The sequence below is a fragment of the Streptomyces xanthophaeus genome (assembly GCF_030440515.1).
Taxonomy (GTDB): Bacteria; Actinomycetota; Actinomycetes; order Streptomycetales; family Streptomycetaceae; genus Streptomyces; species Streptomyces kutzneri.
Genome location: NZ_CP076543.1, coordinates 5,894,193 through 5,917,880 on the forward strand (window position 1 = coordinate 5,894,193; position 23,688 = coordinate 5,917,880).

Sequence of the window (23,688 nt, forward strand, 5' to 3'; positions counted from 1 at the left end):
CCGAGCCTATCGACCCCCGTGCCGGCCCCCGTGGTGACCCTGTGGTCAGCGGGGCGGGGCCCCGGTGGTCTCGCGGGCCCCGGCGGCCAGCCGCTTCTCCTCGCGGCGCTGGGCGCGACGGCGCAGGAAGCGGCGGATCCGGCTCCAGAGGAAGAACAGTATGGCCAGCCCGACGGCCAGCAGCACGGCCGCGATGATCGCGGCGGCCTCGGGATTGAACATCGCGAAGGTGACGAGCCCGGCCACGCCGAGGTCCTCGGCGATGCTCATGCCCACATTGGTGAAGGGCTCGGGCGAGGTGTTGATCGCCATCCGGGTGCCGGCCTTGACGAAATGGCTGGCCAGCGCCGTGGAGCCGCCGACCGCGGCGGCGGTGATCTCGGGGAGTGAGCCGGTCTGCCCGGCCAGCAGCGCACCGATCACCGCACCGGACAGCGGCCGGATCACCGTGTGGACGGTGTCCCATATCGAGTCCATGTACGGGACCTTGTCGGCGATCGCCTCGCACAGGAACAGCACCGCCGCGACGATCAGCACGTCCGTGCGCTGCAGGGAGGCGGGAACGTCGTCGGTGAGGCCGGTGCGGCCGAAGATGCCGAGCAGGAGGACCACGGCGTAAGCGTTGATCCCACTGGCCCAGCCGCTGGTGAAGACCAGGGGGAGCACACTCATCGGATCATCATGCCGTACGGGAACGCATAAAAGTGAGGGGACGGCCGCACGGCGGCCATCCCCTCACCCACGTTGTCCGGGGCTAGTGCCCCTGCTCGTCACGGCGGCGCTGCCACCGTTCCTCGATGCGGGTCATCATCGACCGACGCTGCCGGTTCCGGCCACGGGCCGGGCCGCCAGTACTTCCGGAGACGGGCTGCTCGCCAGGCTTGGGTGCCTTGCGCCAACCGGTGACCACCAGGACCGTACATCCCAGCATGACGAGGAAACCCACCACGCTGATCCAGAGCACGTTCGGAATGATCACACCGGTCATGAGGAGCGCGATACCCACCACAATGCCTGCGACTGCCTGGTAGACCCGTCGCCGGGTGTACGTACGCAGTCCGCTTCCCTCAAGCGCTGTCGCGAACTTGGGATCTTCGGCGTACAGCGCTCGCTCCATCTGCTCGAGCATTCGCTGCTCGTGCTCCGAGAGCGGCACGGGAGTCCTCCTCATCCGTCGGTCGCGGGGGGTAGCGACCAGGGGTCCCCTTCAGGATAGGCGGGGAATCGCCCCCGTGACACCCGCCCTCTACGCCGCGTTCCAAATGGGCGCGGCCCAGAAATGACGCAGCCGGTGAAAGCGCTGCGTGAAAACCGTACCGCCGCGGGGGCGGTCACTGAGGCGCTTATTCCCCAATGGTCCGTCCACCATGCCGGTCTTGCACCTGATCATACGGGGCCGACCGGCGGATCGGAGGGTGTGCGGCCGACTCCGCGCGCGGAAGGTCGCGGTTCAGGCTTGCTTCTCACCCAGGACGTGCAGCTGGGTGGCGACCGCGTGGAAGGCGGGCAGCTCGGCGGCGGCCTCCTCCAGGCGCAGCAGTGCCTCCACGGCGCCGGGCTCGGTGTCCACCAGGACCCCGGGCACGAGGTCGGCGAAGATCCGCACGCCGTGCACCGCGCCGACCGCGAGGCCGGCGTCGCCGACCAGCTCGGAGAGCTGCTCGGCGGTGAAGCGGCGCGGTACCGGGTCGCCGGAGCCCCAGCGGCCGGCCGGGTCGGTGAGGGCGGTACGGGCCTCCGTGAAGTGCCCGGCCAGGGCGCGGGCCAGCACGGCCCCGCCGAGACCGGCGGCCAGCAGGCTGAGCGTGCCGCCGGCCCGCAGCGCGGCCACCGTGTTGGCCACGCCCTCCGCGGGGTCGTCCACGTACTCCAGCACGCCGTGGCAGAGCACCACGTCGTAGGCGTCCTGCTCGACGACGTCCAACAGGCCCTGCGCGTCGCCCTGGACGCCGCGCACCAGATCGGCGACACCGGCCTCGGCCACCCGGCGCTCCAGCCCGAACAGCGCGTTCGGGCTGGGGTCGACCACGGTGACCCGGTGGCCCAGACGGGCCACCGGCACGGCGAACTTGCCGGTGCCGCCACCGGTGTCGAGCACGTCCAGCACATCCCGCCCGGTCGCCTTCACCCGGCGGTCGAGCGCCTCCTTGAGGACCTCCCACACCACGGCGGTGCGGAGGGAGGCACGGGGGCGGGAAGTGTCCGACACGGCTGATGGCTCCTCGGCGCGGTAAAGGGTGAGCGGTCCTGGCCCACCCTATTGCCTTCCGCCGCCGGGCAGCTCATCCCGCGTCCGGATGCTCCGGACGTGGTTGCGGCAGGCTCTTCTCCAGGGGCTGGGGCGCCGTCCGGACGGTGAGCATCCGCTCCACCAGGCGAAGGAACATCGAGGCCGCCCGCACCAGATCGTCCGCGTCCCGGCGGCTCGCCGCGTCCGCTATCCCCGCCTCGGCCCTGGCCCGGCGCGCGGCGCCGGAGGCGAAGAGGGCGCTCCACTCGGCCAGCTCCGGCGCTATCTCGGGCAGCACCTCCCACGCGCTGCGGATCCGGGGCCGCCGCCGCGGGTTCACCGGTTCGGGCCGGGCGCGCGCGGCGAGCACGGCCGCTGCGGTGCGCAGCGCGGCGAGATGGGCGGTGGCGTAGCGCTCGTTGGGACGGGTCAGCCGGGCGGCCTCGGCCAGGCCGCTGTGGGCTTTGGCGAGCAGGTCGAGGGCGGCCGGTGGGGCGGTCGACCTGCGCAGGACGGGGTGGACAGGGGACGGGGACGGTGTGGCCATGACGAACCTCCTGTCGATGCGTTGCCCCCATCGTGACGCTCCCCACTGACAATTGCGCTGACCTGGGCTTTTACGGTCACGAACCGGGCAACTACCCCCTCCTGCGCACCTGGTGCGAAGAAGGATGCTAGTTTTTGAACTGACCGGTCAGTTCAAAAAGAAGGGGGACGGCGTGGACAGCCCGCACGGCGCGGCCGTCAAGGCCGAGGACTTCGGACTCAAGGGCCCGCGAGGCTGGGCCTTCCGGGGAGTCGGTATCGACGCGGCGCCCGGCTCGCTCATCGCGGTCGAAGGCCCCTCCGGCAGTGGTCGTACCTGCCTGCTCCTCGCCCTCACCGGGCGGATGAAGCCCACCCGGGGCCACGCCGAGGTCGGCGGCCACCGGCTGCCGAAGCGCATGACGGCGGTCCGCCGGATCGCCGCACTCGGCCCGGTCGCCGGGGTCAACGAGCTCGACCAGGCCCTCACCGTCGCCGAACAGCTGCGCGAGGGCGCCCTGCTCCAGCGCCACTACGGCGCCCCGGTCCGCGCGATGCTGCGGCCACGGGCCGAGCGCCGCGCCACGGCAGAGGCGCGGATCGCCGCAGCCCTGGAGGCCGCCGGACTGGACCTCGCCACGCTGCCCAAGGGCGGGCGGACCTCCGTACGGGACCTGGAACGGCTGGAGTCCGTACGGCTGTCCGTCGCCATTGCGCTGCTGGGCTCCCCGGGGCTGCTGGCCCTCGACGACCTCGACCTCAAGCTGTCGGACACCGAACGTGCCGAGGCCTGGGACCTGCTCCGCTCGGTCGCCGCCCGCGGGATCACCGTCCTCGCGGTGTGCAGCGAGGCACCCGCCGACGCGGTCGTCCTGCGGACCTCCCCCAAGGACCCGGACGGGCCGGACGCGCCCGCCGTCGTACAGAGCGCCGCCGCCGCCGCCGACGCGGACGCGGACGCGGACGCAGCCGCCGACAGCGGCTCCGGGACCGACACGAAGCACGACACCGAGCACGACACGAAGAGCGATTCCGAGAACGACGACACGAAGGGGGCGGACGATGCGCTCGCCGAAGCTGGCCGCGCTTGAGCTGAAGCGGTTCGGGCGGGGGAAACTGCCCCGGGCCGCTCTCGTCGCGCTGCTCCTGCTGCCGCTGCTCTACGGAGCCCTGTACCTGTGGTCCTTCTGGGACCCGTACAAGCGGCTCGACCAGGTGCCCGTCGCCATCGTCAACTCCGACAAGGGCACGACCGTCGACGGCAAGCGCCTCGACGTCGGCACCGAGATCGCCGAGAAGCTGCACGCCAGCAAGAAGTCCTTCGACTGGCGCTATGCGAGCCCCGAGGAGGCGGCCAAGGGCCTGGAGGACGGTACGTACTACCTGACCCTGACCCTGCCCGCCGACTTCAGCGCGAAGATCGCCTCCAGCTCCGGCGACGACCCCACCACCGGGGCGCTCCAGGTCCGCACGAACGACGCCAACAACTACATCGTCGGCTCGATCTCGCGCTCCGTCTTCGCCGAGGTCCGCTCCGCGGCGTCCGCCAACGCCTCCCGCGGCTTCCTCGACAAGATCTTCGTCAACTTCTCCGACCTGCACGACAAGACCGCCGAGGCGGCCGACGGCGCGGACAAGCTCAAGGACGGCGCGGGCAAGGCCCAGGAAGGCGCCAAGGAGCTCGCCGACGGCCTCGACACGGCGCAGGAGAAGTCCGGCGAGCTCAACAGCGGTCTGCAGAAGCTGAACACGGCGGCCGGCAAGCTGGAGACCGGCTCCAAGGACGTCGCGGACGGTACGCAGGCGGTGGCCGACAAGATCAACGGGGCCGCGGACAAGGCCCGTCCCTTCGTCAAGGACCCCAAGAACCTGGCCGACACCGCCGAGCTGGTCGCCGACACCGCGAAGGTCGTCCGCGACCACCTCGACAAGTTCACCGAGAAGGCCCCGGCCGCCGCCGCTGCCGCCAAGAAGGCGGCCACCGTCGCCGACACCTACTACACCAAGCACTGCGTGACCCCCGGCGGCGAACCGCACCTGGCCTCCTGCCCCGACCTGAAGACGGTCCGGGACAGCACGGCCCAGGCCGCCGAGCTCAGCGGGGACGTCAGCGTCCTGGCCAAGAACACCAACGGTGACGTCGCCAAGCTCCGCACCCAGCTCACCGACCTGGAGAACAAGGCCCGCGTGCTCGTCGACAAGGCCCCGCAGCTCGCGGGCGACCTCGACGCGGCCGTCGCCAAGGTCAACGCCCTCAACGACGGCGCCCACAAGGTGTCCGCCGGCATGGCCCAGCTGCACACCGGCCTCGGCTCCGCCACCACCGGCTCCGGCGCCCTCACCGACGGAGTCGGCAAGCTCGGCGACGGAGCCCACCAGCTCGACGGCGGCATGTACAAGCTCGTCGACGGCACCGGCGAGCTCGCCGGCGGCCTGCACGAGGGCGCCGGCAAGATCCCCGACTACGACCAGCAGCAGCGCGACCAGCGCACCCAGGTCATGGCCGACCCGATCCAGCTCGCCAACCAGTCCCTGCACAAGGCGCCCAACTACGGCACCGGCTTCGCGCCCTACTTCATCCCGCTCTCCCTCTGGGTCGGCTCGATGGTCGCCTACATGCTCATCGCCCCGCTGAACCGGCGGGCCCTGGCCGCCGGTGCCTCGCCCTGGCGGGTCGCCCTCGCCGGCTGGCTGCCCGTGGCGGGCCTCGGCACGGCGCAGGTGGCCCTGCTGATGTCCGTACTGCACTGGGCGCCCGGCCTCGGTCTGAAGATGGCCCACCCGGCCCTGACCATCGGCTTCCTGATGCTGGTCACCGGATGCTTCGCGGCGATCGTCCAGTGGCTCAACGCCAAGTTCGGCGCCGCCGGCCGCATCCTGGTGCTGGCCGTCCTGATGCTCCAGCTGACCTCGGCGGGCGGCACCTACCCCGTGCAGACCAGCCCGGACTTCTTCAACTGGATCCACCCGTACCTGCCGATGTCGTACATCGTCGAGAGCCTGCGCCGCCTCATCACCGGTGGCGACCTCGCCCCGGTCTGGCAGGGTGGCGCGGTCCTGCTGGCCTTCACCGCCGGCGCCCTGGCCCTCACCGCGCTCGCCGCCCGCGGCAAGCAGGTGTGGACCATGGACCGACTGCACCCGGAACTCAGCCTGTAGGGACGTGTTGACCTGTGACAATCAGCGCCATGGAAAGCAGCAGCACCGGTACGGGTACCGGCGGGGGCCGTCGTGCGATCACCCGGCAGAAGCTCTACGAAGCGGCCGTCACCCTGATCGCGGAGCAGGGCTTCTCCGCGACCACGGTCGATGAGATCGCCGAGCGGGCGGGCGTCGCGAAGGGCACGGTCTACTACAACTTCGCGAGCAAGAACGAGCTCTTCGAGGAGCTGCTGAGGCACGGCGTCGGCCTGCTGACGGTCTCTCTGCGGACGGCGGCCGAGGAGACGGAGGCCCGCGGCGGCAGCCGTGTCGAGGCGCTCGACGCCATGATCCGCGCGGGGCTCGTCTTCATCGACCGGTACCCGGCCTTCACCCAGCTGTACGTCGCCGAACTGTGGCGCACCAACCGGGCGTGGCAGTCCACGCTGATGGTGGTCCGGCAGGAGGCGGTGGCCGTCGTGGAGAAGGTGCTGCGCGAGGGCGTCGAACGCGGTGAGCTGAGCGCCGAGATCGATGTGCCGCTCACGGCGGCCGCGATGGTCGGGATGGTGCTGGTGGCCGCCCTGGACTGGCAGTCCTTCCAGAGCGAGCGGTCCCTGGACGACGTCCACTCGGCGCTGTCGCTGCTGCTGCGGGGCCGGGTCAGCGGCAACCGCTGAGTTCCGGTGCTCCGGCACCCCCCAGTCGGCGGTGCCGCGCGGGCGCGCCGCCCCGTAGAACTGGTGGGGCCGGCCGCGACGGCTGAGTATCCGTACCTAGGCACGGAAATGAGTACGTGCGCGGATGGGCTCCCACCTGCGCGGACGCCAGACTGGGAGCAACGGACAGGAGACCCGGTCCGCACCGCCGACACGGGGCTGCGGAGCGGACCGGGTGCCTCCTTCCGTGACCGGGACGGGGGACACGGCACCCGGTGAAGAGATACGTGAAGCGGCGGGGCTCGGGGGGATCGAGCCTCGCCGTTTCGCGTCCGCGGGTTCGGCGGACCGTGCGCCCGCCCGCGCCGCCGCTGCCGGGGCTCCGCCCCGGACCCCGCGCCTCACACGCCGGCGAGGCTGAAAGATCGCCTCGAACGGTGCTTCAGCCGCGGTTCCTCAGCGGGAGCCGGAGCCGGAGGCGGGCGGAGGTCAGGCGGGTCGATACCGCCGTGGTGACCGCGGACCGGCGGGCCGAGAGGGCCCAGGAGATGCGGGCCGCCGAGCGGGGCAGCAGCAGGGCGCGCAGCCGGGGAATCCGGTCCGCGGACGCCAGCAGGCCCGCACGGGCCAGCAGTACGTCGTCCGCCAGCTCCGGGTACGAGACCTCCGCGCCCGGGGGCGCGTACAGGGCCCGTTCCACCGCACCGGCGACCCGGTGCACCGCCGCCGCAGGCTCCGGCTCCAGGCGGCCCAGGTCCACGATCCGGCTCGCCGCCCGGCGCGGGGACAGCGCCTCGTCCGGGACCACACCCGCGTCCCAGGCGGTGTCGCCCAACTCCCGCCAGGCCGTCAGGACCTCCCCGGTCGCCAGGCGCCGGGCCCGCAGCCGGGTCCGCCACAGCAGCGGGAGCAGGGGCAGGCCCAGCACCGCCACCACGCCGGCCGCCCAGCCGAGGACCGTCGTCACGGACGGGCCTCCGCCGCCGCTCGCGTTCTGCACGGGCGCCGCGGCACCGCACTCGCCGAGCTTCTTCAGGGCCGGCGGGCACTCGGGGGTCGCCGAGGGCTCCGTCGACGGCAGCGCCGCGCTCTGCGAGGGCAACGGCGCCGGCGCGGACGGCTGGACGGCCGGCGTCTGGGCCCGGGAGTAGTCCGGAATGTTGATGCCGGAGCGGGGCGTCGGCTCGAAGCGGGTCCAGCCCACGCCCTCGAAGTACAGCTCGGGCCAGGCGTGCGCGTCGCGCATCGACACGTTCACGCTGCCGTCCGACTGCTTCTCGCCGGGCGTGAAGCCCACCGCGACGCGGGCCGGGATGCCCAGCGAGCGGGACATCGCCGCCATCGAGAAGGCGAAGTGGACGCAGAAGCCTTCCTTGTCGTCGAGGAACCGGGCGACCGCCTGCGGACCCGTGCCCGAGGCCGTCTTCGTGTTGTAGCGGAACCCGCCGTTCACGGCGAAGTAGTCCTGCAGCTTCACGGCCCGCGTGTAGTCGTCCTTCGCCCCCTGCGTCACCTGGCGGGCCCGCTCGGCGACCACCGGCGGCAGGTTGTCCGGGAGCTTCGTGTACTCCTCCCGGATCGCCGGGTCGGGCTCCGGGGCCTTCTGGAGCTGCTGGGCCGTCGGCTTGAGCAGCAGGCTGCGCACTACGTATTCGGCGCCCTGGACGTTCTGGAACCTGTCGCGGCCCAGCTGGTCGCCGACCAGGGTCCGGCCGACCGGCTCGAACCGCCACTTGCCGCCGATGTCCACCGACGTCGCCGGATACGGCATGGGGAGGTAGCGCTGGGTGAAGTAGTCCGCCGCCGAGATGCTGGTGGTGACCTCGACCGCGCTGCCGCTGACCGGGGCGCGGAGCCCGGGCGGTGCCGGCAGCTCCTCGGGCACGTCGATCAGGGCCCGCCCGGAGGCCTCCCACTTGACGCCGTTGAACTCGTCCAGGGCCACGATCCGCAGGTACTGCTCGCCCTGCTGCGGGCTGTTCGTCCGGTACCGCAGGATCACGCGGTTGTCCTGCGCGTTCAGGTTGCTCTGCAGGGAGACGAGCGGGTTGACCGCCGAGATCGTCCCGCCCGTGCCACTGCCGTCCTCGTCGGAGTCCTGTGTGCCGCCCAGCAGACCGCCGCCGAGCGAGGGCAGGACGGCCGGCACCGCCAGCGCCAGGCCCAGGGTCACCGCGCCGATCCGCCGCCCGAACTTCACGGGCGCCGTGGCCTGCCCGCCCGCCCCGTTGCCGAGGCCGGAGTCCGCGGCGCCCCGGCGCGGGGCCGCGCCGAAGACGCGGCCCCACTGGGCGAGCCGGTCACGGCCCTCGGACAGCAGCAGCATCAGGTAGCCGCAGCCCGCGAGCAGGAAGGAGAACCAGGAGGCGTCCCCGCCGCCCGCCAGGCCGGAGGCCACCGAGTACAGCGCCAGCAGCGGCAGCCCGGCCGCGGCGGCCGTGCGCAGGGTCACCGCCAGGGTGTCCACCAGCAGCCCGATCAGCAGCACGCCGGACACCAGCAGCAGCTTGATGCCGTCCGTCAGCGGAGCCGGGATGGCGAACTCGCCCACGTCCCGGACGCCCTGACCGAACAGTGCGCCGAAGTCGGTCACCAGGTAGGCCAGCGGCCCGTCCCCGTGGGACTCGCCCTTGCCGGCGTAGAGGAACGCGAGCAGCAGCAGCGACACCAGCGCCTGCGCGGCCACGGTCAGCGTCCGGGCCAGCGGCACCCGCCGGACCCCGGCGCCCACCCCGCTCTGCACGGCGAGCAGCAGCGCCGCCTGCAGCAGCCAGGCCTGCGAGTCCACCAGCGGGTTCAGCGACCACGAGGTGAGCAGCGTCGCCAGTGCCGCGAACAGCGTCAGTTTCGCCCGCCCGCTCATTCCCGACCTCCGGAGGTTCCCGTTCCGACGCGCGCGGTTCCGGCCTGGCGCCACAGTTCGCCGAAGGCCACCCCGGGCGGGGCGGCCAGTGCGGTCCAGCCCGCGTCGCGCAGCCTGCGCAGCCGCTCCTCCAGCGGGGGCACGGCGTGCCCCGGAGCGGGCTGTCCGCCCCAGCTCGCGGAGTCCAGTACGAAGGCCACCGCACCCGAGGTGCGCTGGCGCATGCGGGCGGCCAGTTCCGTCTGTACGTCGTCCAGGTCGCCGAAGAAGGCGATGAGGAGCCCGTCACCGCCGGCTCCGCCGAAGCCGCCGCTGCCGCCGGAGCGCACCGCGTCGTAGGCGCGGGAGAGCCCGGCGCCGTCGGAGTGCCCGACGACCGCGAGGGTGTCCAGCATCAGCCCGGCGGCCTCCGCGGACTCCTGCCCGCCGGAGGAGAAACCGCCGCCGCCCTCACCGGGCACCGCGTCGCCGGTGTCGGTGAGCAGCCGGGCGGAGAAGCCCTGTTCCAGGACGTGCACCAGGCTGGAGGCGGCCGCCGAGACGGCCCACTCGAAGGCGGAGTCGGGGCCGGCGCCGTCGAAGGCCAGGCGCCGGGTGTCCAGCAGGACGGTGGCCCGGCTGCGCTGCGGCTGCTCCTCGCGGCGGACCATCAGCTCGCCGTAGCGGGCGGTGGAGCGCCAGTGCACCCGGCGCAGGTCGTCGCCGCGCCGGTAGCCGCGGGGGATCACGTCGTCGTCGCCGGCCAGGGCCAGGGAGCGGCGGCTGCCGTCGCCGTAGCCGTTGGACTCGCCGGCCAGGCGGACCGGCGGCAGGGGCTCGGTGCGCGGGATGACGGTGAGGGTGTCGTAGGTGCTGAAGGAACGGGTCAGCTCGACCAGCCCGAAGGGGTCGGAGAGGCGCAGCTGGAGCGGGCCGAGCGGATAGCGTCCGCGCAGGTCGGAGCGGACCCGGTAGGACACCTCGCGGCGGCCGCCGGGCTCGACCCGGTCCAGTACGAACCGCGGGCGCGGGCCGAGGACGTAGGGCACGCGGTCCTGGAGCATCAGCAGGCCGGTGGGCAGCCGGGAGACGTTGTCCATGCGCAGCTGCACGCGGGCCTCGCTGCCCGCGGGGACCCGCCCCGGGCTGAGCCGGCGGCTGCCGGAGACCCGGAAGCGGGTGCGGTGGAGGGCGTAGACGCAGATCAGCGGCAGGAGGGCGAGCAGCATGCCGACCCGCAGCAGTTCGCCCTGGCCCAGGACGTACGCGCAGGCGGCGGCGGCTATCCCGGCGGCCAGGAACGAGCGGCCGCGGGTGGTCAGTCCGGACAGCGACGCGCGCAGTCCGCCGCCGTCCCCCGGGCCACCGGCGCCGTGCGGGCCACCGGCGCTCATCAGAAGCCCCGGATGCCAGCGCCGGGCGGCATCTCGCCGCGGGCGTGCGCTGCCGGTACGGGGGTGCGCTGCAGGATCTCGCCGACGACCTGCTCGGCGGTGCGGCGGTTCAGCTGGGCCTGCGCGGTGGGCAGCAGCCGGTGCGCGAGGACCGGGGCGGCCAGGGCCTGGACGTCGTCGGGCAGGACGTAGTCCCGGCCGGCGAGCGCGGCGGAGGCCTTCACGGCGCGCAGCAGGTGCAGGGTGGCCCGGGGCGAGGCGCCGAGCCGCAGGTCGGGGTGGGTGCGGGTGGCGGAGACCAGGTCGACGACGTAGCGCTTGACGGGCTCGGCCACGTACACCTCGCGGACCGCCTCGATCAGCTTGACGATCTCGTGGGAGTGCGCGACGGAGGTCAGGTCGTCGAGCGGGGAGACCCCGCCGTGCACGTCGAGCATCTGGAGCTCGGCCTCGGGGCTGGGGTAGCCGACGGAGACGCGGGCCATGAAGCGGTCGCGCTGGGCCTCGGGCAGCGGGTACGTGCCCTCCATCTCCACCGGGTTCTGGGTGGCGACGACCATGAAGGGGCTGGGCAGCGTGTACGTCGTCCCGTCGATGGTGACCTGGCGCTCCTCCATCGACTCCAGCAGCGCCGACTGGGTCTTCGGCGAGGCGCGGTTGATCTCGTCACCGATGACGATCTGCGCGAAGATCGCGCCCGGCTTGAACTCGAACTCGCGGCGCTGCTGGTCGTAGATGCTGACACCGGTGATGTCGGAGGGCAGCAGGTCCGGCGTGAACTGGATGCGCTGGACCGAGCAGTCGATGGACTTGGCGAGCGTCTTGGCGAGCATCGTCTTGCCGACGCCGGGGACGTCCTCGATGAGCAGGTGCCCCTCGGCGAGGAGCACGGTCAGCGCGAGGCGGACGACCTCGGGCTTGCCCTCGATCACGCTCTCGACCGACCGGCGCACCCGCTCCACCGTGCTGGTCAGATCCGCGAGGCTCGCTCGGTCGTCGTACGTCGTCACCTTGGTTCTCCTCGGCCCTTTCCCAGGGCCGACGCCCTTGGCGCATGAACCGGCCCACCCCGAAACACGGACACCGGGCCCGGGGATCCCGGGTGGTGCCATCCCGCATTCTTGACGGCGTTACGGCCTTGTGTCACTCAAGAGCTGGGATCGATCTCCCGCAGGAGCCCGGTGTGCACATCGAAGACGAAGCCTCGCACATCGTCCTTGTGGGGCAGGAACGGGTTCGTACGGACCCGCTGCATCGACTGGCGAACGTCCTGGTCGACGTCCCGGAAGGCCTCGACGGCCCAGGCGGGACGCTGGCCGACCTCGTCCTCCAGCTCGTGCCGGAAGTCCTCGGTGAGGTTCTCGAGGCCACAGCCGGTGTGGTGGATGAGTATCACCGTGCGGGTGCCCAGGGCGCGCTGGCTGATGGTGAGGGAGCGGATCGTGTCGTCGGTGACCACACCGCCCGCGTTGCGGATCGTGTGACAGTCGCCGAGTTCCAGGCCGAGGGCCTTGTGCAGGTCGAGGCGGGCGTCCATACAGGCCACGACGGCGACCTTGAGGACGGGGCGGGCGTCCATGCCGGGGTCGGAGAACTCTGCGGCGTAGCGCTGATTCGCCTCGACCAGCCGGTCGGTGACGGATCCGCCGACGGATGCCTCGGACGCGGACTCGGCAGGCAGGGATGCGGAAGTCGTCATGGGTACGACGTTAGTGGTCACGGCGGGTTGTGGCCTCGCGTGAGAGCGGACAAAGAACGCCAACGAGGCTTGTTGTGAGCTAACCCACAGGGGTGGGCGTGACGCGGCTGTTCGGGTGATTCACGGCATTTGCCGGTTCGCGCCGAGAGCCGTGCACGGCGCGCGGGGCGGTTCGTTGACCGCGGCGACCGTTGCACTAAAGTGACGCGAACCGGCCGGAGCCCGGCCCTGACCGGCCGCCCGGCCCCCGATGAACACTCCGCGTGCGCGGCGCGTACGTACGGCCCGGCCCTCTCCCGCTCACCGGCCGGCCGGCGCCACCTTCCCCGGCGCCGGTCGCGGATGCGGGGACCCGGTGGTGCGTGCGCCTGCCGCGCCGTTATCTGAGAGGGCGCTTTGACTAGCGAGTCCCGACATGTCCCGGTGATGCTCCAGCGGTGCCTGGACCTGTTGGCCCCGGCGCTGGAGAGGCCCGGGGCCGTCGTCGTCGACTGCACCCTCGGCCTCGGCGGCCACAGCGAGGCCCTGCTGACCCGGTTCCCCGAGGCCCACCTGATCGGCCTCGACCGCGACAAGGAGGCCCTGCGGCTCTCCGGCGAGCGGCTCGCGCCCTTCGGCGACCGGGCCACCCTCGTCCACGCGATCTACGCCGACCTCGCCGAGGTCCTGGACGGCCTGGGCATCCCGGCGGTCCAGGGCATCCTCTTCGACCTGGGCGTCTCCTCCATGCAGCTGGACGAGGCCGACCGCGGGTTCGCGTACGCCCAGGACGCGCCGCTGGACATGCGCATGGACCAGACGACGGGCATCAGCGCCGCCGAGGTGCTCAACAGCTACGCGCCGGGCGAGCTGGTGCGGATCCTGCGCCAGTACGGCGAGGAGAAGCAGGCCAAGCGGATCGTCTCGGCGATCGTCCGGGAGCGGGAGAAGGAGCCCTTCACCAACAGCGCCCGGCTGGTCGAACTGATCCGTGACTCCCTGCCGCAGGCCGCCAAGCGGACCGGCGGCAACCCGGCGAAGCGGACCTTCCAGGCGCTTCGGATCGAGGTCAACGGGGAGCTCTCCGGGCTGGAGCGGGCCATCCCGGCGGCGGTGGACCGGATCGCGGTCGGCGGCCGGATCGCGGTGCTCTCGTACCACTCGCTGGAAGACAGGCTGGTCAAGCAGGTCTTCGCGGCCGGCGCGACCTCGACGGCCCCGCCCGGCCTGCCGGTGGTGCCGGAGAAGTACCAGCCGAAGCTGAAACTGCTCACGCGCGGCGCCGAGCTGCCCACCGAGGAGGAGATCGCCGAGAACCGGCGGGCCGCCCCGGCCAGATTCCGCGGCGTCGAACGCATCCGGGAGGCGCGACTGTGACCAAGGCCGGGAAGGTCGCCACGCTGACCCGCGGGCAGGCGGCCCGCCTCGGCCGGGCGCTCGGCGGCCGCCCGGCCCGCCCGCGGCCCGGCGGGCAGGCGGCCCGGATGCCGTTCGTCCTGCTGGTCGTGGCCCTGCTCGCCGGCGGCCTGATCAGCCTGCTGCTGCTGAACTCGGCACTGAACGAAGGCTCCTTCCAGCTCAGCAAGCTCACGAAGGAGACCACCGCCCTCACCGACGAGGAGCAGGCGCTGCAGCGCGATGTCGACGCCTACTCCGCGCCCGACGCGCTCCAGCGCCGGGCGCACGAGCTGGGCCTGGTCCCCGGCGGCAGCCCGGTCTTCATCGGCCCGGACGGCAAGGTCGCCGGCAGCGCGGCACCGGCCGAAGCCCCGCCGTCGCCGACCCCGAGCGCCCCGGCCGCACCCGCCGCGTCGGCCCCGGTCCCGGCGCCCGGCCCGGGCCAGCCGGCGCCCTCCGCCGCGCCCTCCGCCGCCGGTGGTTCCCCGCAGCCCAACCAGACCCCCGGAAGGTGACGCCGTGATCCACCGTTCCCATCCAGCCCCTCCGGCGTTTGAGGAGCGGGGTTCGGGGCGGAGCCCCGGCACTGCCCAGGCGGTGGCCGCGTGAGCCCGCAGGAGCCGCCCCGGCGGCGGGTGCCCGGACCGGCCAGGCCACCGCGGGCCGGCGACCGGGCCCGGGCCACCGCCCGCCCGGCCTCGCGCCCGGCGACCCGGCGGCCGGCGGGCCCCCGTACCCCGCACACGATCCGGCTCGGCAGCCCGCGGCCCCGGCTGCGCCTGGTCAGCGTCGGCCTGACCCTCGTCATGCTGGCCTTCGTGGTCCGCCTGCTCCAGGTCCAGGCCGTCGACGCCGCGGCGTTCTCCGCCGAGGCCTCCAAGAACCGCTACACGAGCGTCAAGCTGGCCGCCGAGCGCGGTGAGATCACCGACCGCCGCGGCGTGGCCCTCGCCACCAGCGTCGACGCGTACGACATCACCGCCGACCCGAAGATGTTCACCCCGCAGGACAGCAAGGCCCCGGACGCCCCGCAGCAGGCCGCCGCCCTCCTCGCGCCCATCCTCGGCAAGGACGCCAAGGAGCTCGCCCAGCGGCTGAGCACCAAGAACTCCCGGTACGTCGTCCTCGCTCAGCGCCAGACCCCCCAGGTCTGGAACCAGATCAAGGACCTCAAGCGGGTCTTCGCGGACAAGGCGGCGGCCGACAAGCGCAGCAACGGCCCCGGCGCCAACGTCCTCGCCGGCGTGTTCAAGGAGACCAGCAGCAAGCGCGTGTACCCGAACGGCGACCTCGCCGCCGGGATACTGGGCTACGTCAACGCCGAGGGCAAGGGCGGCGGCGGCCTGGAGTCCTCCCTCGACAAGAAGCTGTCGGGCAAGGACGGCGAGATCACCTACGCCCAGTCCGGCGGCCGCCAGGTCCCCACCGCCGACTCCAACGAGAAGCCCGCCGTCCCCGGCGAGGACATCCAGCTGACCATCGACCGGGACATCCAGTGGGCGGCGCAGAGCGCGATCGCCGAGCAGGTCCAGAAGTCCGAGGCCGACCGCGGCTACGTCATCGTCCAGGACACCCGCACCGGCGAGGTACTGGCCATGGCCAACGCCCCGGGCTTCGACCCCAACGACCTGACCCGGGCCCGTTCCACCGCCATGGGCAACGCCGCGCTCCAGGACGTGTACGAGCCCGGCTCCACCGCCAAGGTCATGTCGATGGCCGCCGTGCTGGAGGAGAAGAAGGCCACCCCGGAGACCCGGGTCGAGGTCCCCAACCGGCTGCACCGCGGCGACCGGCTGTTCAAGGACGACATCGACCACCCGACCTGGTACCTGACCCTCAACGGGGTCCTCGCCAAGTCCTCCAACATCGGCACCATCCTGGCCACCGGCCAGCTCGGCCCCACCCAGCCCGAGGCCAACAAGGTCCTGCACTCCTACCTGACCAAGTTCGGCATCGGCCGGCCCACCGGCCTGAACTACCCCCGCGAGTCCCGCGGCATCCTCGCCGACCCCAAGGACTGGTCCACCTCCCAGCAGTACACGATCCCCTTCGGCCAGGGACTCTCCCTCAACGCCATGCAGGCGGCCTCCGTGTACTCGACCATCGCCAACGGCGGGGTCCGCATCGAACCGACGCTCGTACGCGGCACCAAGGGCCCCGACGGCCGCTTCACCCCGGCCCCGGCCCCCGAACGCAGCCGCGTGGTCAGTGCCGAGACCGCCAAGGCCCTCGCCGAAATGCTCGAATCCGTGGTCGACGACCAGGAGGGCACCGGCACCAAGGCGCGGATCCCCGGCTACCGGGTCGGCGGCAAGACCGGCACCTCCAACCGGGTGGATCCGGCCACCGGCCGCTACAAGGGCTACACCGCCTCCTTCGCCGGATTCGCACCCGCGGACAACCCGCGCATCACCGTCTACTGCGCCATCCAGAACCCCACGAAGGGCAGCTACTTCGGCGGCCAGATCTGCGGCCCCATCTACAAGAAGGTCATGGAGTTCGCGCTCAAGACCCTCCAGGTGGCCCCCACGGGAACCGCACCTGCCGGGCTTCCCGTCACCTACGACGCCGCTCCTCAGCCCGCCGCGCAGCCCGCCCCGCAGCCCAGTCCGCAGCCCGGTCAGTGACCCACAGCCAGGCCGGCCCGCCAGAAAAGCGTGAGGCACCATCAGTGACAACCATCACCCCGAAACCCGGGAACCCGACGACCGCCGAGGCCGAGGCCGGGGCCTCATTTCGCGGGCGGCCCGCCGCGCCCGGTACGCTCACCGCCGTGCCCCACGCTGATCAGCCCAGAAAGACCCAGAAAGCCCCGGCAACGCCGCCGGGAGCGCCCCGGCCCGCGTCGGCCAGCCCGAGCCCGCTGGGCGAGCTGGCCACCCTGCTGGGCATCCCGGCGCCCGGCGCGGCGCAGATCACCGGCATCACGCACGACTCCCGTGCGGTGCGCCCCGGTGACCTGTACGCGGCCCTGCCGGGAGCCAGGACGCACGGCGCCGACTTCGCCGCCCAGGCGGCCGGTCTCGGCGCCGCCGCCGTGCTGACCGACCCCGCAGGGGCGGAGCGCGCCGCGGCGACCGGCCTGCCGGTCCTGACCGTCGACGACCCGCGCGGCCGGATGGGAGAGCTCGCCGCCGCGATCTACGGGCGCCCCGGTGAGGGCCTGCTCCAGATCGGCATCACCGGCACTTCCGGCAAGACCACCACGGCGTACCTCGTCGAGGGCGGCCTGCGCGCGGCGGGCCGCAGCACCGGACTGGTCGGCACCGTCGAGATGCGCATCGGCGACGAGCGCATCAAGTCCGAGCGGACCACCCCCGAGGCCACCGACCTCCAGGCCCTCTTCGCGGTCATGCGCGAACGCGGGGTCGAGGCCGTGGCCATGGAGGTCTCCAGCCACGCCCTGGTGCTCGGCCGGGTCGACGGCTGCGTCTTCGACGTCGCCGTCTTCAACAACCTGAGCCCGGAGCACATGGAGTTCCACTCCGGCATGGAGGACTACTTCCAGGCCAAGGCGGGGCTCTTCACCGCCCGCCGGGCCCGCCTGGGCGTGGTCAACCTCGACGACGAGTACGGCCGCCGCCTGGCCAAGGAGGCCACCGTCCCGGTCGTCACCTTCTCCGCCGCCGGCGACCCGGCCGCCGACTGGCGTGCCGAGGACGTGGTCTTCGGCCCGGCGAGCTCCACCCTGACCCTGCTGGGCCCCGAAGGACAGCGCGTCCGCGCCACCGCGCCGCTGCCCGGCCCGTTCAACGTCGCCAACACCGTCGCCGCGATCGTCACGCTCGCCGCCGCCGGCCTCGACCCGCAGACCGCCGCCGACGGCGTCGCCGCGGTCCCCGGGGTCCCCGGCCGGCTGGAGCGGGTGGACGCGGGACAGCCGTACCTCGCCGTCGTCGACTACGCGCACAAGACGGACGCCGTGGAATCGGTGCTGCGCGCGCTGCGCGAGGTCACCGAGGGCAAGCTGCACATCGTGCTCGGCTGCGGCGGCGACCGTGACACCACCAAGCGCGGCCCGATGGGGGCCGCGGCCGCCCGGTTCGCCGACGTGGCCGTCCTGACCTCCGACAACCCGCGCTCCGAGGACCCGCTCGCGATCCTCGCCGCGATGTTCGAAGGCGCCGTGTCCGTGCCGCCCGCAGAGCGGGGCACCGTCCTGGTCGACGCCGACCGGGCCGCCGCCATCGCGGCCGCCGTCGCCCGCGCCCGGCCCGGTGACACCGTCCTGGTGGCCGGCAAGGGGCACGAGCAGGGCCAGGACACCGCCGGTGTCGTACGCCCCTTCGACGACCGCGAGGTGCTCCGCGCCGCGATCGAGCACCAGGCCGTGCCCGACCGGACGGCCGCGCCCGACGAAACGACCCAGGTCCGACAGGCCGAGGTGAACCAGTGATCGCCCTTTCCCTCGCCGAGATCGCCGACATCACCGGCGGGCGGCCCCACGACATACCGGATCCGTCCGTCCAGGTCACCGGCCCCGTGGTCTACGACTCCCGTGAGGTCGGGCCGGGCAGCCTGTTCGCCGCCTTCGTCGGCGAGCGGGTCGACGGCCACGACTACGCGCAGCGCGCGGTGTCCGCCGGGGCCGTGGGCGTCCTCGCGACCCGGCCCGTCGGCGTACCGGCCATCGTGGTCCCCGACGTGGTGGCCGCCCTCGGCGCACTCGCCCGGGCCGTGGTCACCCGCCTGGGCACCGACGTCGTGGCGCTCACCGGATCCGCCGGCAAGACCTCCACCAAGGACCTGATCGCGCAGGTGCTGCAGCACCACGCGCCCACCGTGTGGACCCCCGGGAACCTCAACAACGAGATCGGCCTGCCGATCACGACGCTGCGCGTCACCGAGGACACCCAGCACCTGGTCCTGGAGATGGGCGCCCGCGGCATCGGCCACATCCGCTACCTCACCGGACTGACGCCCCCGCGCATCGGTCTGGTCCTCAACGTCGGCACCGCCCACATCGGCGAGTTCGGCGGCCGTGAGCAGATCGCGCAGGCCAAGGGGGAGCTGGTCGAGGCCCTGCCGTCCGAGGCGGAGGGCGGAGTCGCCGTCCTCAACGCCGATGACCTGCTGGTTCGTGAGATGGCCGGGCGCACGAAGGCCCGTACGGTCCTGTTCGGTGAGGCCGAGGACGCCGAAATCCGGGCCACCGAAGTCCGCATGACGGACAGGGGGCAGGCTTCCTTCACACTGCACACACCGACCGGGTGCAGCGACGTGACCTTGCGGCTGTACGGTGAGCACCACGTGTCGAACGCGCTCGCCGCGGCCGCCGTCGCCCATGTACTGGGCATGTCCGCACAGGAGATCGCCACGGCGCTCTCCGGGGCGGGCACGCTGTCCCGGTGGCGGATGGAGGTCACCGAGCGGGCGGACGGTGTGACGATCGTCAACGACGCCTACAACGCGAACCCCGAGTCCATGCGGGCCGCACTCCGCGCGCTCGCCGCGATGGGCGGTGCCGGCAGGGCGAACGGGGGACGCACGTGGGCGGTGCTCGGCCCGATGGCCGAGCTCGGAGACGACGCTCTCGCCGAGCACGACGCGGTCGGACGACTTGTCGTCCGGCTCAACGTGAGCAAGCTCGTCGCAGTCGGGGGCAGGGAAGCATCCTGGCTGCAACTGGGCGCATATAACGAGGGTTCGTGGGGTGAGGAGTCGGTGCTCGTGTCCGACGCACAGGCGGCGGTCGACCTGTTGCGCAGTGAACTGCGCCCGGGTGACGTCGTGCTGGTGAAGGCTTCCAGGTCGGCCGGTCTGGAGCGGGTGGCCCAGGGCCTTCTCGACAGCACTGTCGAGGGCGAGGTCGCCGACCGATGAGGCAGATCCTGTTCGCCGGTGTCATCGGCATGTTCCTCACCGTCATCGGCACCCCGCTGCTGATCAAGCTGCTCGCCCGCAAGGGCTACGGCCAGTTCATCCGCGACGACGGCCCCCGCGGCCACGCCGGGAAGAAGGGCACGCCCACCATGGGCGGTATCTCCTTCATCCTGGCGACGCTCATCGCGTACGCCCTCACGAAGGTCCTCACCGGTGAGGAGCCGAGCTTCTCGGGCCTGCTCGTCCTGTTCCTGATGGCGGGCATGGGCCTCGTCGGGTACCTGGACGACTACATCAAGATCGTCAAGCGGCGTTCGCTGGGTCTGCGGGCCAAGGCGAAGATGTCCGGCCAGCTGATCGTCGGCATCGCCTTCGCGGTACTGGCCCTCCAGTTCAAGGACTCCCGCGGGCTGACCCCGGCCTCCACCAAGCTGTCGTTCGTCACGGACTTCGGCTGGGCGATAGGTCCGGTGCTGTTCGTGGTCTGGGCGCTGTTCATGATCCTGGCGATGTCCAACGGCGTGAACCTCACGGACGGTCTGGACGGTCTCGCGACCGGCGCCGCCGTGATGGTCTTCGGCGCCTACACCTTCATCGGTGTCTGGCAGTTCCAGGAGTCCTGCGCCAGGGCCGGTGACCTCACCAACCCGAACGCGTGCTTCGAGGTGCGCGACCCCCTCGACCTCGCGGTCGTCGCCTCCGCCCTCATGGGCGCCTGCTTCGGCTTCCTGTGGTGGAACACCTCGCCCGCCAAGATCTTCATGGGTGACACCGGCTCGCTCGCCCTCGGCGGCGCGCTCGCGGGCCTCGCCATCTGCTCCCGCACGGAGTTCCTGATGGCGCTCCTCGGCGGCCTCTTCGTGCTCATCACGATGTCGGTCGTCATCCAGGTCGGTTCCTTCAAGATGACCGGCAAGCGGGTCTTCCGGATGGCGCCACTGCAGCACCACTTCGAGCTCAAGGGCTGGTCCGAGGTACTGGTCGTGGTCCGCTTCTGGATCATCCAGGGTATGTGCGTGATCGTTGGTCTCGGTCTCTTCTACGCGGGATGGGCAGCCGACAAGTGACGTCCTGGCAGGACAAGAACATCACCGTCGCCGGTCTCGGCGTGAGCGGCATCAGTGCCGCCCGCGCCCTGGCCGGCCTCGGCGCAGTGGTGACCGTCGTCGACAACGGTGACGGTGACGCGCACCGCGCCCGGGCCGCCGAGCTCGCGGCGGAGGGCATCACCGTCCGCCTCGGCCGCCTGGCGGACGGCGGGCACGCGGGCGAAGTACTGCCCGAGGGCACCGAACTGGTCGTCACCTCGCCGGGCTGGAAGCCCGACAGCCCGCTGTTCGAGGCCGCCGCCAAGGCCGGCGTGGACGTGGTCGGGGACGTGGAGATCGCCTGGCTGCTGCGCGAGGTCGGCCAGGAGCTGCGCGCCGCGCGCTCGGGCCAGGACGCGGCCGCAGCCCCCCGCAGGGCCCCGGCCCCCTGGCTCGCCATCACCGGCACCAACGGCAAGACCACCACCACCCAGATGCTGGCGTCGATCCTGAAGGCCGCGGGGCTGCGCACCGCCGCCGTCGGCAACATCGGCACCCCGATCATCGACGTGGTGCTCGGCGAGCAGGAGTACGACGTGCTCGCCGTCGAACTCTCCAGCTACCAGCTGCACTGGGCGCCCTCGCTGCGCGTCCACTCGGCGGCCGTCCTGAACCTGGCCCCCGACCACCTCGACTGGCACGGCTCGATGCAGGCGTACGCCGCCGACAAGGGCCGGATCTACGAGGGCAACACGGTCGCCTGCGTCTACAACGTCGCCGACCCGGCCACCGAGAACCTGGTCATGGAAGCGGACGTCGAAGAGGGCTGCCGCGCGATCGGCTTCACCCTCGGCGCCCCCGGCCCCTCCATGCTCGGCGTCGTCGACGGCATCCTCGTCGACCGGGCCTTCGTGGAGAACCGGCAGAAGAACGCCCAGGAGCTCGCCGAGGTCACGGACGTCAACCCGCCGGCCCCGCACAACATCGCCAACGCGCTCGCCGCCGCGGCCCTGGCCCGTGCCTTCGGCGTGGAGCCGCGCGCGGTCCGCGACGGGCTGCGCGACTTCCGCCCCGACGCCCACCGCGTCGCGTACGTGGACGAGGTCGCCTCGGTCACCTACATCGACGACTCCAAGGCCACCAACACGCACGCGGCCGAGGCCTCCCTCGCGGCCTTCGAGCCGGTCGTCTGGATCGCCGGCGGCCTCGCCAAGGGCGCGACCTTCGACGAGCTCGTGAAGAACGCCGCGAAGCGGCTGCGCGGCGCCGTGCTGATCGGCGCCGACCGGGCGCTCATCGCCGAGGCGCTGGCGCGACACGCCCCCGAGGTCCCGGTCGTCGACCTCGACCGGACCGACACTGGGGCGATGCTCGCAGCGGTCCGGGAAGCCGCCGCGCTCGCCGAGCCCGGCGACACGGTCCTGCTGGCACCTGCCTGTGCCTCGATGGACATGTTCGCGAACTACAACAAGCGTGGGGACGCATTCGCCGACGCGGTGCGCGAACTGGCCGCCGAGAACGCTGCGGACACGGCCTAGGCCGGGGGCTCCGGGACAGGTTCCCTCCGGCCGGCAGCTCGCCTCGTACGAGTGGAGGGGAAGATCACAGATGCCGGCCAAGCAGATGCTGCCGGGGCGGCGGCCGTCCGCCGTGAAGGCGCAGGGCCGCAAGCGCCCTGCGGTGCGTTCGAAGCGGCCCGCCGGGCGCGGGCCGCTGACCCGTCTGCGGCGTACGCAGCGGCAGTTGCAGAAGGCCTGGGACCGCCCGCTCACCGCCTATTACCTGATCTTCGGCAGTTCCCTGCTCATCACCGTGCTCGGTCTGGTGATGGTGTACTCCGCCTCGATGATCAAGGCCCTCCAGCTCGGCCTCGGCGACGCGTACTTCTTCAAGAAGCAGTTCCTGGCCGCCCTCATCGGCGGCGCACTCCTGCTGGTCGCCTCCCGGATGCCGGTCAAACTGCACCGGGCGCTCTCGTACCCGGTGCTCGCCGGCACGCTCTTCCTGATGGTCCTGGTCCAAGTACCGGGGATAGGCGTCTCGATCAACGGCAACCAGAATTGGATCTCCCTTGGCGGTCCGTTCATGCTGCAGCCCAGTGAGTTCGGCAAACTGGCACTGATCCTGTGGGGCGCCGACCTGCTGGCACGCAAGGGCGACAAGGGGCTGCTGAGCCAGTGGAAGCACCTGCTGGTGCCGCTGGTCCCGGTGGCCTTCCTGCTGCTCGGGCTGATCATGCTGGGCGGGGACATGGGCACCGCGATGATCCTCGGCGCCATCCTGTTCGGTCTGCTTTGGCTGGCCGGGGCCCCGACCCGGATGTTCGTCGGGGTGCTCGCCTTCGCGGGTGCGATCGTCGCACTGCTCATCAAGACGAGCCCGCACCGGATGGACCGGCTCGAATGCCTCGGTGCGACAGAACCGGGCAAGAACGACCTTTGCTGGCAGGCCGTTCACGGGATCTACGCCCTCGCCTCGGGCGGATGGTTCGGTTCCGGCCTGGGTGCAAGTGTGGAAAAATGGGGGCAACTACCCGAAGCCCACACCGACTTCATCTTCGCCATCACCGGGGAGGAACTGGGTCTGGCGGGGACACTGTCGGTTCTCGCCCTGTTCGCGGCTCTAGGCTATGCGGGTATCCGCGTGGCCGGACGCACGGAGGATTCCTTCGTACGGTTTGCCGCGGGAGGCGTGACCACGTGGATCACGGCCCAGGCCGTGATCAACATCGGTGCGGTGCTCGGCCTGCTGCCGATCGCCGGAGTCCCGCTCCCGCTGTTCTCCTACGGAGGGTCAGCCCTGCTGCCGACCATGTTCGCGGTCGGACTGCTCATCGCCTTCGCGCGTGAGGAGCCGGCGGCGCGCGCGGCCCTCGCGATGCGACAGCCGAAGACGGGCTGGTGGCGGACCGGGGTGAGATGGAAGTCGATGAGACGGCGCGTCAAGAGGCGTCCGTCCGGAGAGCGGTGA

The 23,688-nt window shown here is 72.2% G+C and carries 19 protein-coding genes; 11 read left to right on the plus strand and 8 right to left on the minus strand.

Translation table 11 applies throughout. From position 1 onward, the window contains the following. Positions 1-45: 45 nt before the first annotated feature. The 4 genes from KO717_RS26230 to KO717_RS26245 all read right to left on the minus strand — a co-directional run bounded on the left by KO717_RS26230 (position 46) and on the right by KO717_RS26245 (position 2,777). Entirely contained in the window at positions 46-672 is a 627-nt protein-coding gene (locus KO717_RS26230) for a DUF4126 domain-containing protein (RefSeq protein ID WP_301371671.1), read from the minus strand. A gap of 82 nt (positions 673-754) precedes the next feature. Continuing rightward, on the minus strand, positions 755-1,156 hold the full coding sequence (locus KO717_RS26235) for a DUF3040 domain-containing protein (RefSeq protein ID WP_301371672.1): 402 nt from the start codon (positions 1,154-1,156) through the stop codon (positions 755-757). A gap of 294 nt (positions 1,157-1,450) precedes the next feature. Continuing rightward, positions 1,451-2,209 carry a methyltransferase gene (locus KO717_RS26240; RefSeq protein ID WP_301371673.1) on the minus strand — a complete coding sequence of 253 codons (759 nt, stop codon included), beginning with the start codon at positions 2,207-2,209 and terminating at the stop codon, positions 1,451-1,453. Between the two features lie 73 nt (positions 2,210-2,282). Further along, positions 2,283-2,777 carry an SAV_6107 family HEPN domain-containing protein gene (locus KO717_RS26245; RefSeq protein WP_301371674.1) on the minus strand — a complete coding sequence of 165 codons (495 nt, stop codon included), beginning with the start codon at positions 2,775-2,777 and terminating at the stop codon, positions 2,283-2,285. A gap of 172 nt (positions 2,778-2,949) precedes the next feature. Here KO717_RS26245 and KO717_RS26250 point away from each other — a divergent pair, with 172 nt between their 5' ends. From KO717_RS26250 to KO717_RS26260, 3 genes are read left to right on the plus strand one after another with little or no spacing between them, the layout of a single operon-like run. Beyond that, the gene (locus KO717_RS26250; protein ID WP_301371675.1) at positions 2,950-3,846 is read left to right on the plus strand and encodes an ATP-binding cassette domain-containing protein; all 897 of its coding nucleotides are present in this window, start codon (positions 2,950-2,952) and stop codon (positions 3,844-3,846) included. Further along, a complete protein-coding gene (locus KO717_RS26255; RefSeq protein ID WP_301371676.1) occupies positions 3,818-5,914 on the plus strand; it encodes a YhgE/Pip domain-containing protein in 2,097 nt (698 codons plus the stop codon). The genes KO717_RS26250 and KO717_RS26255 overlap by 29 nt, the downstream gene beginning before the upstream one ends. A gap of 29 nt (positions 5,915-5,943) precedes the next feature. Continuing rightward, a complete protein-coding gene (locus KO717_RS26260) occupies positions 5,944-6,576 on the plus strand; it encodes a TetR/AcrR family transcriptional regulator (RefSeq protein ID WP_030016832.1) in 633 nt (210 codons plus the stop codon). A gap of 421 nt (positions 6,577-6,997) precedes the next feature. Here KO717_RS26260 and KO717_RS26265 read toward each other — a convergent pair whose 3' ends face one another. The 4 genes from KO717_RS26265 to KO717_RS26280 form a co-directional block, all read right to left on the minus strand. Further along, positions 6,998-9,418: a DUF3488 and transglutaminase-like domain-containing protein gene (locus KO717_RS26265; protein WP_301371677.1), complete on the minus strand. Its 2,421-nt coding sequence runs from the start codon at positions 9,416-9,418 to the stop codon at positions 6,998-7,000. Next, positions 9,415-10,791, minus strand: a complete 1,377-nt coding sequence (locus KO717_RS26270; protein ID WP_301371678.1) for a DUF58 domain-containing protein — start codon at positions 10,789-10,791, stop codon at positions 9,415-9,417. Before KO717_RS26270 ends, KO717_RS26265 begins: the two co-directional genes overlap by 4 nt. Beyond that, complete coding sequence (locus KO717_RS26275; protein WP_301371679.1) at positions 10,791-11,801, minus strand: AAA family ATPase; 1,011 nt, start codon at positions 11,799-11,801, stop codon at positions 10,791-10,793. Before KO717_RS26275 ends, KO717_RS26270 begins: the two co-directional genes overlap by 1 nt. Before the next feature lie 137 nt (positions 11,802-11,938). Continuing rightward, complete coding sequence (locus KO717_RS26280) at positions 11,939-12,553, minus strand: beta-class carbonic anhydrase (RefSeq protein ID WP_437184581.1); 615 nt, start codon at positions 12,551-12,553, stop codon at positions 11,939-11,941. 363 nt (positions 12,554-12,916) lie between these two features. On the opposite strand from KO717_RS26280, the gene rsmH reads away from it, so the two are divergent. The 8 genes from rsmH (at position 12,917) to ftsW (ending at position 23,688) form a co-directional block, all read left to right on the plus strand. Next, positions 12,917-13,846 (plus strand): 16S rRNA (cytosine(1402)-N(4))-methyltransferase RsmH, encoded by a 930-nt coding sequence (gene rsmH, locus KO717_RS26285; RefSeq protein WP_053702208.1) that lies wholly within the window; start codon positions 12,917-12,919, stop codon positions 13,844-13,846. Further along, positions 13,843-14,382 carry a hypothetical protein gene (locus KO717_RS26290; protein WP_437184582.1) on the plus strand — a complete coding sequence of 180 codons (540 nt, stop codon included), beginning with the start codon at positions 13,843-13,845 and terminating at the stop codon, positions 14,380-14,382. The genes rsmH and KO717_RS26290 overlap by 4 nt, the downstream gene beginning before the upstream one ends. A 90-nt stretch (positions 14,383-14,472) precedes the next feature. Further along, on the plus strand, positions 14,473-16,494 hold the full coding sequence (locus KO717_RS26295) for a peptidoglycan D,D-transpeptidase FtsI family protein (protein ID WP_301371681.1): 2,022 nt from the start codon (positions 14,473-14,475) through the stop codon (positions 16,492-16,494). A gap of 44 nt (positions 16,495-16,538) precedes the next feature. Next, on the plus strand, positions 16,539-18,263 hold the full coding sequence (locus KO717_RS26300) for a UDP-N-acetylmuramoyl-L-alanyl-D-glutamate--2,6-diaminopimelate ligase (protein WP_301371682.1): 1,725 nt from the start codon (positions 16,539-16,541) through the stop codon (positions 18,261-18,263). Continuing rightward, on the plus strand, positions 18,260-19,690 hold the full coding sequence (locus KO717_RS26305) for a UDP-N-acetylmuramoyl-tripeptide--D-alanyl-D-alanine ligase (RefSeq protein ID WP_301371683.1): 1,431 nt from the start codon (positions 18,260-18,262) through the stop codon (positions 19,688-19,690). The genes KO717_RS26300 and KO717_RS26305 overlap by 4 nt, the downstream gene beginning before the upstream one ends. Further along, entirely contained in the window at positions 19,687-20,757 is a 1,071-nt protein-coding gene (mraY, locus tag KO717_RS26310) for a phospho-N-acetylmuramoyl-pentapeptide-transferase (RefSeq protein ID WP_301371684.1), read from the plus strand. The genes KO717_RS26305 and mraY overlap by 4 nt, the downstream gene beginning before the upstream one ends. After that, positions 20,739-22,256: a UDP-N-acetylmuramoyl-L-alanine--D-glutamate ligase gene (murD, locus tag KO717_RS26315; RefSeq protein WP_301371685.1), complete on the plus strand. Its 1,518-nt coding sequence runs from the start codon at positions 20,739-20,741 to the stop codon at positions 22,254-22,256. Before mraY ends, murD begins: the two co-directional genes overlap by 19 nt. Positions 22,257-22,326: 70 nt before the next feature. Further along, the gene (gene ftsW, locus KO717_RS26320) at positions 22,327-23,688 is read left to right on the plus strand and encodes a putative lipid II flippase FtsW (protein WP_301371686.1); all 1,362 of its coding nucleotides are present in this window, start codon (positions 22,327-22,329) and stop codon (positions 23,686-23,688) included.

Excerpts from the sequence above, each read along its gene's own strand:
- KO717_RS26230 (WP_301371671.1), bottom strand. The coding sequence starts at position 672 with ATGAGTGTGCTCCCCCTGGTCTTCACCAGCGGCTGGGCCAGTGGGATC.
- KO717_RS26245 (WP_301371674.1), bottom strand. The coding sequence starts at position 2,777 with ATGGCCACACCGTCCCCGTCCCCTGTCCACCCCGTCCTGCGCAGGTCG.
- KO717_RS26255 (WP_301371676.1), top strand. The coding sequence starts at position 3,818 with ATGCGCTCGCCGAAGCTGGCCGCGCTTGAGCTGAAGCGGTTCGGGCGG.
- KO717_RS26260 (WP_030016832.1), top strand. The coding sequence starts at position 5,944 with ATGGAAAGCAGCAGCACCGGTACGGGTACCGGCGGGGGCCGTCGTGCG.
- KO717_RS26265 (WP_301371677.1), bottom strand. The coding sequence starts at position 9,418 with ATGAGCGGGCGGGCGAAACTGACGCTGTTCGCGGCACTGGCGACGCTG.
- KO717_RS26270 (WP_301371678.1), bottom strand. The coding sequence starts at position 10,791 with ATGAGCGCCGGTGGCCCGCACGGCGCCGGTGGCCCGGGGGACGGCGGC.
- rsmH (WP_053702208.1), top strand. The coding sequence starts at position 12,917 with ATGCTCCAGCGGTGCCTGGACCTGTTGGCCCCGGCGCTGGAGAGGCCC.
- mraY (WP_301371684.1), top strand. The coding sequence starts at position 19,687 with ATGAGGCAGATCCTGTTCGCCGGTGTCATCGGCATGTTCCTCACCGTC.
- murD (WP_301371685.1), top strand. The coding sequence starts at position 20,739 with ATGGGCAGCCGACAAGTGACGTCCTGGCAGGACAAGAACATCACCGTC.
- ftsW (WP_301371686.1), top strand. The coding sequence starts at position 22,327 with ATGCCGGCCAAGCAGATGCTGCCGGGGCGGCGGCCGTCCGCCGTGAAG.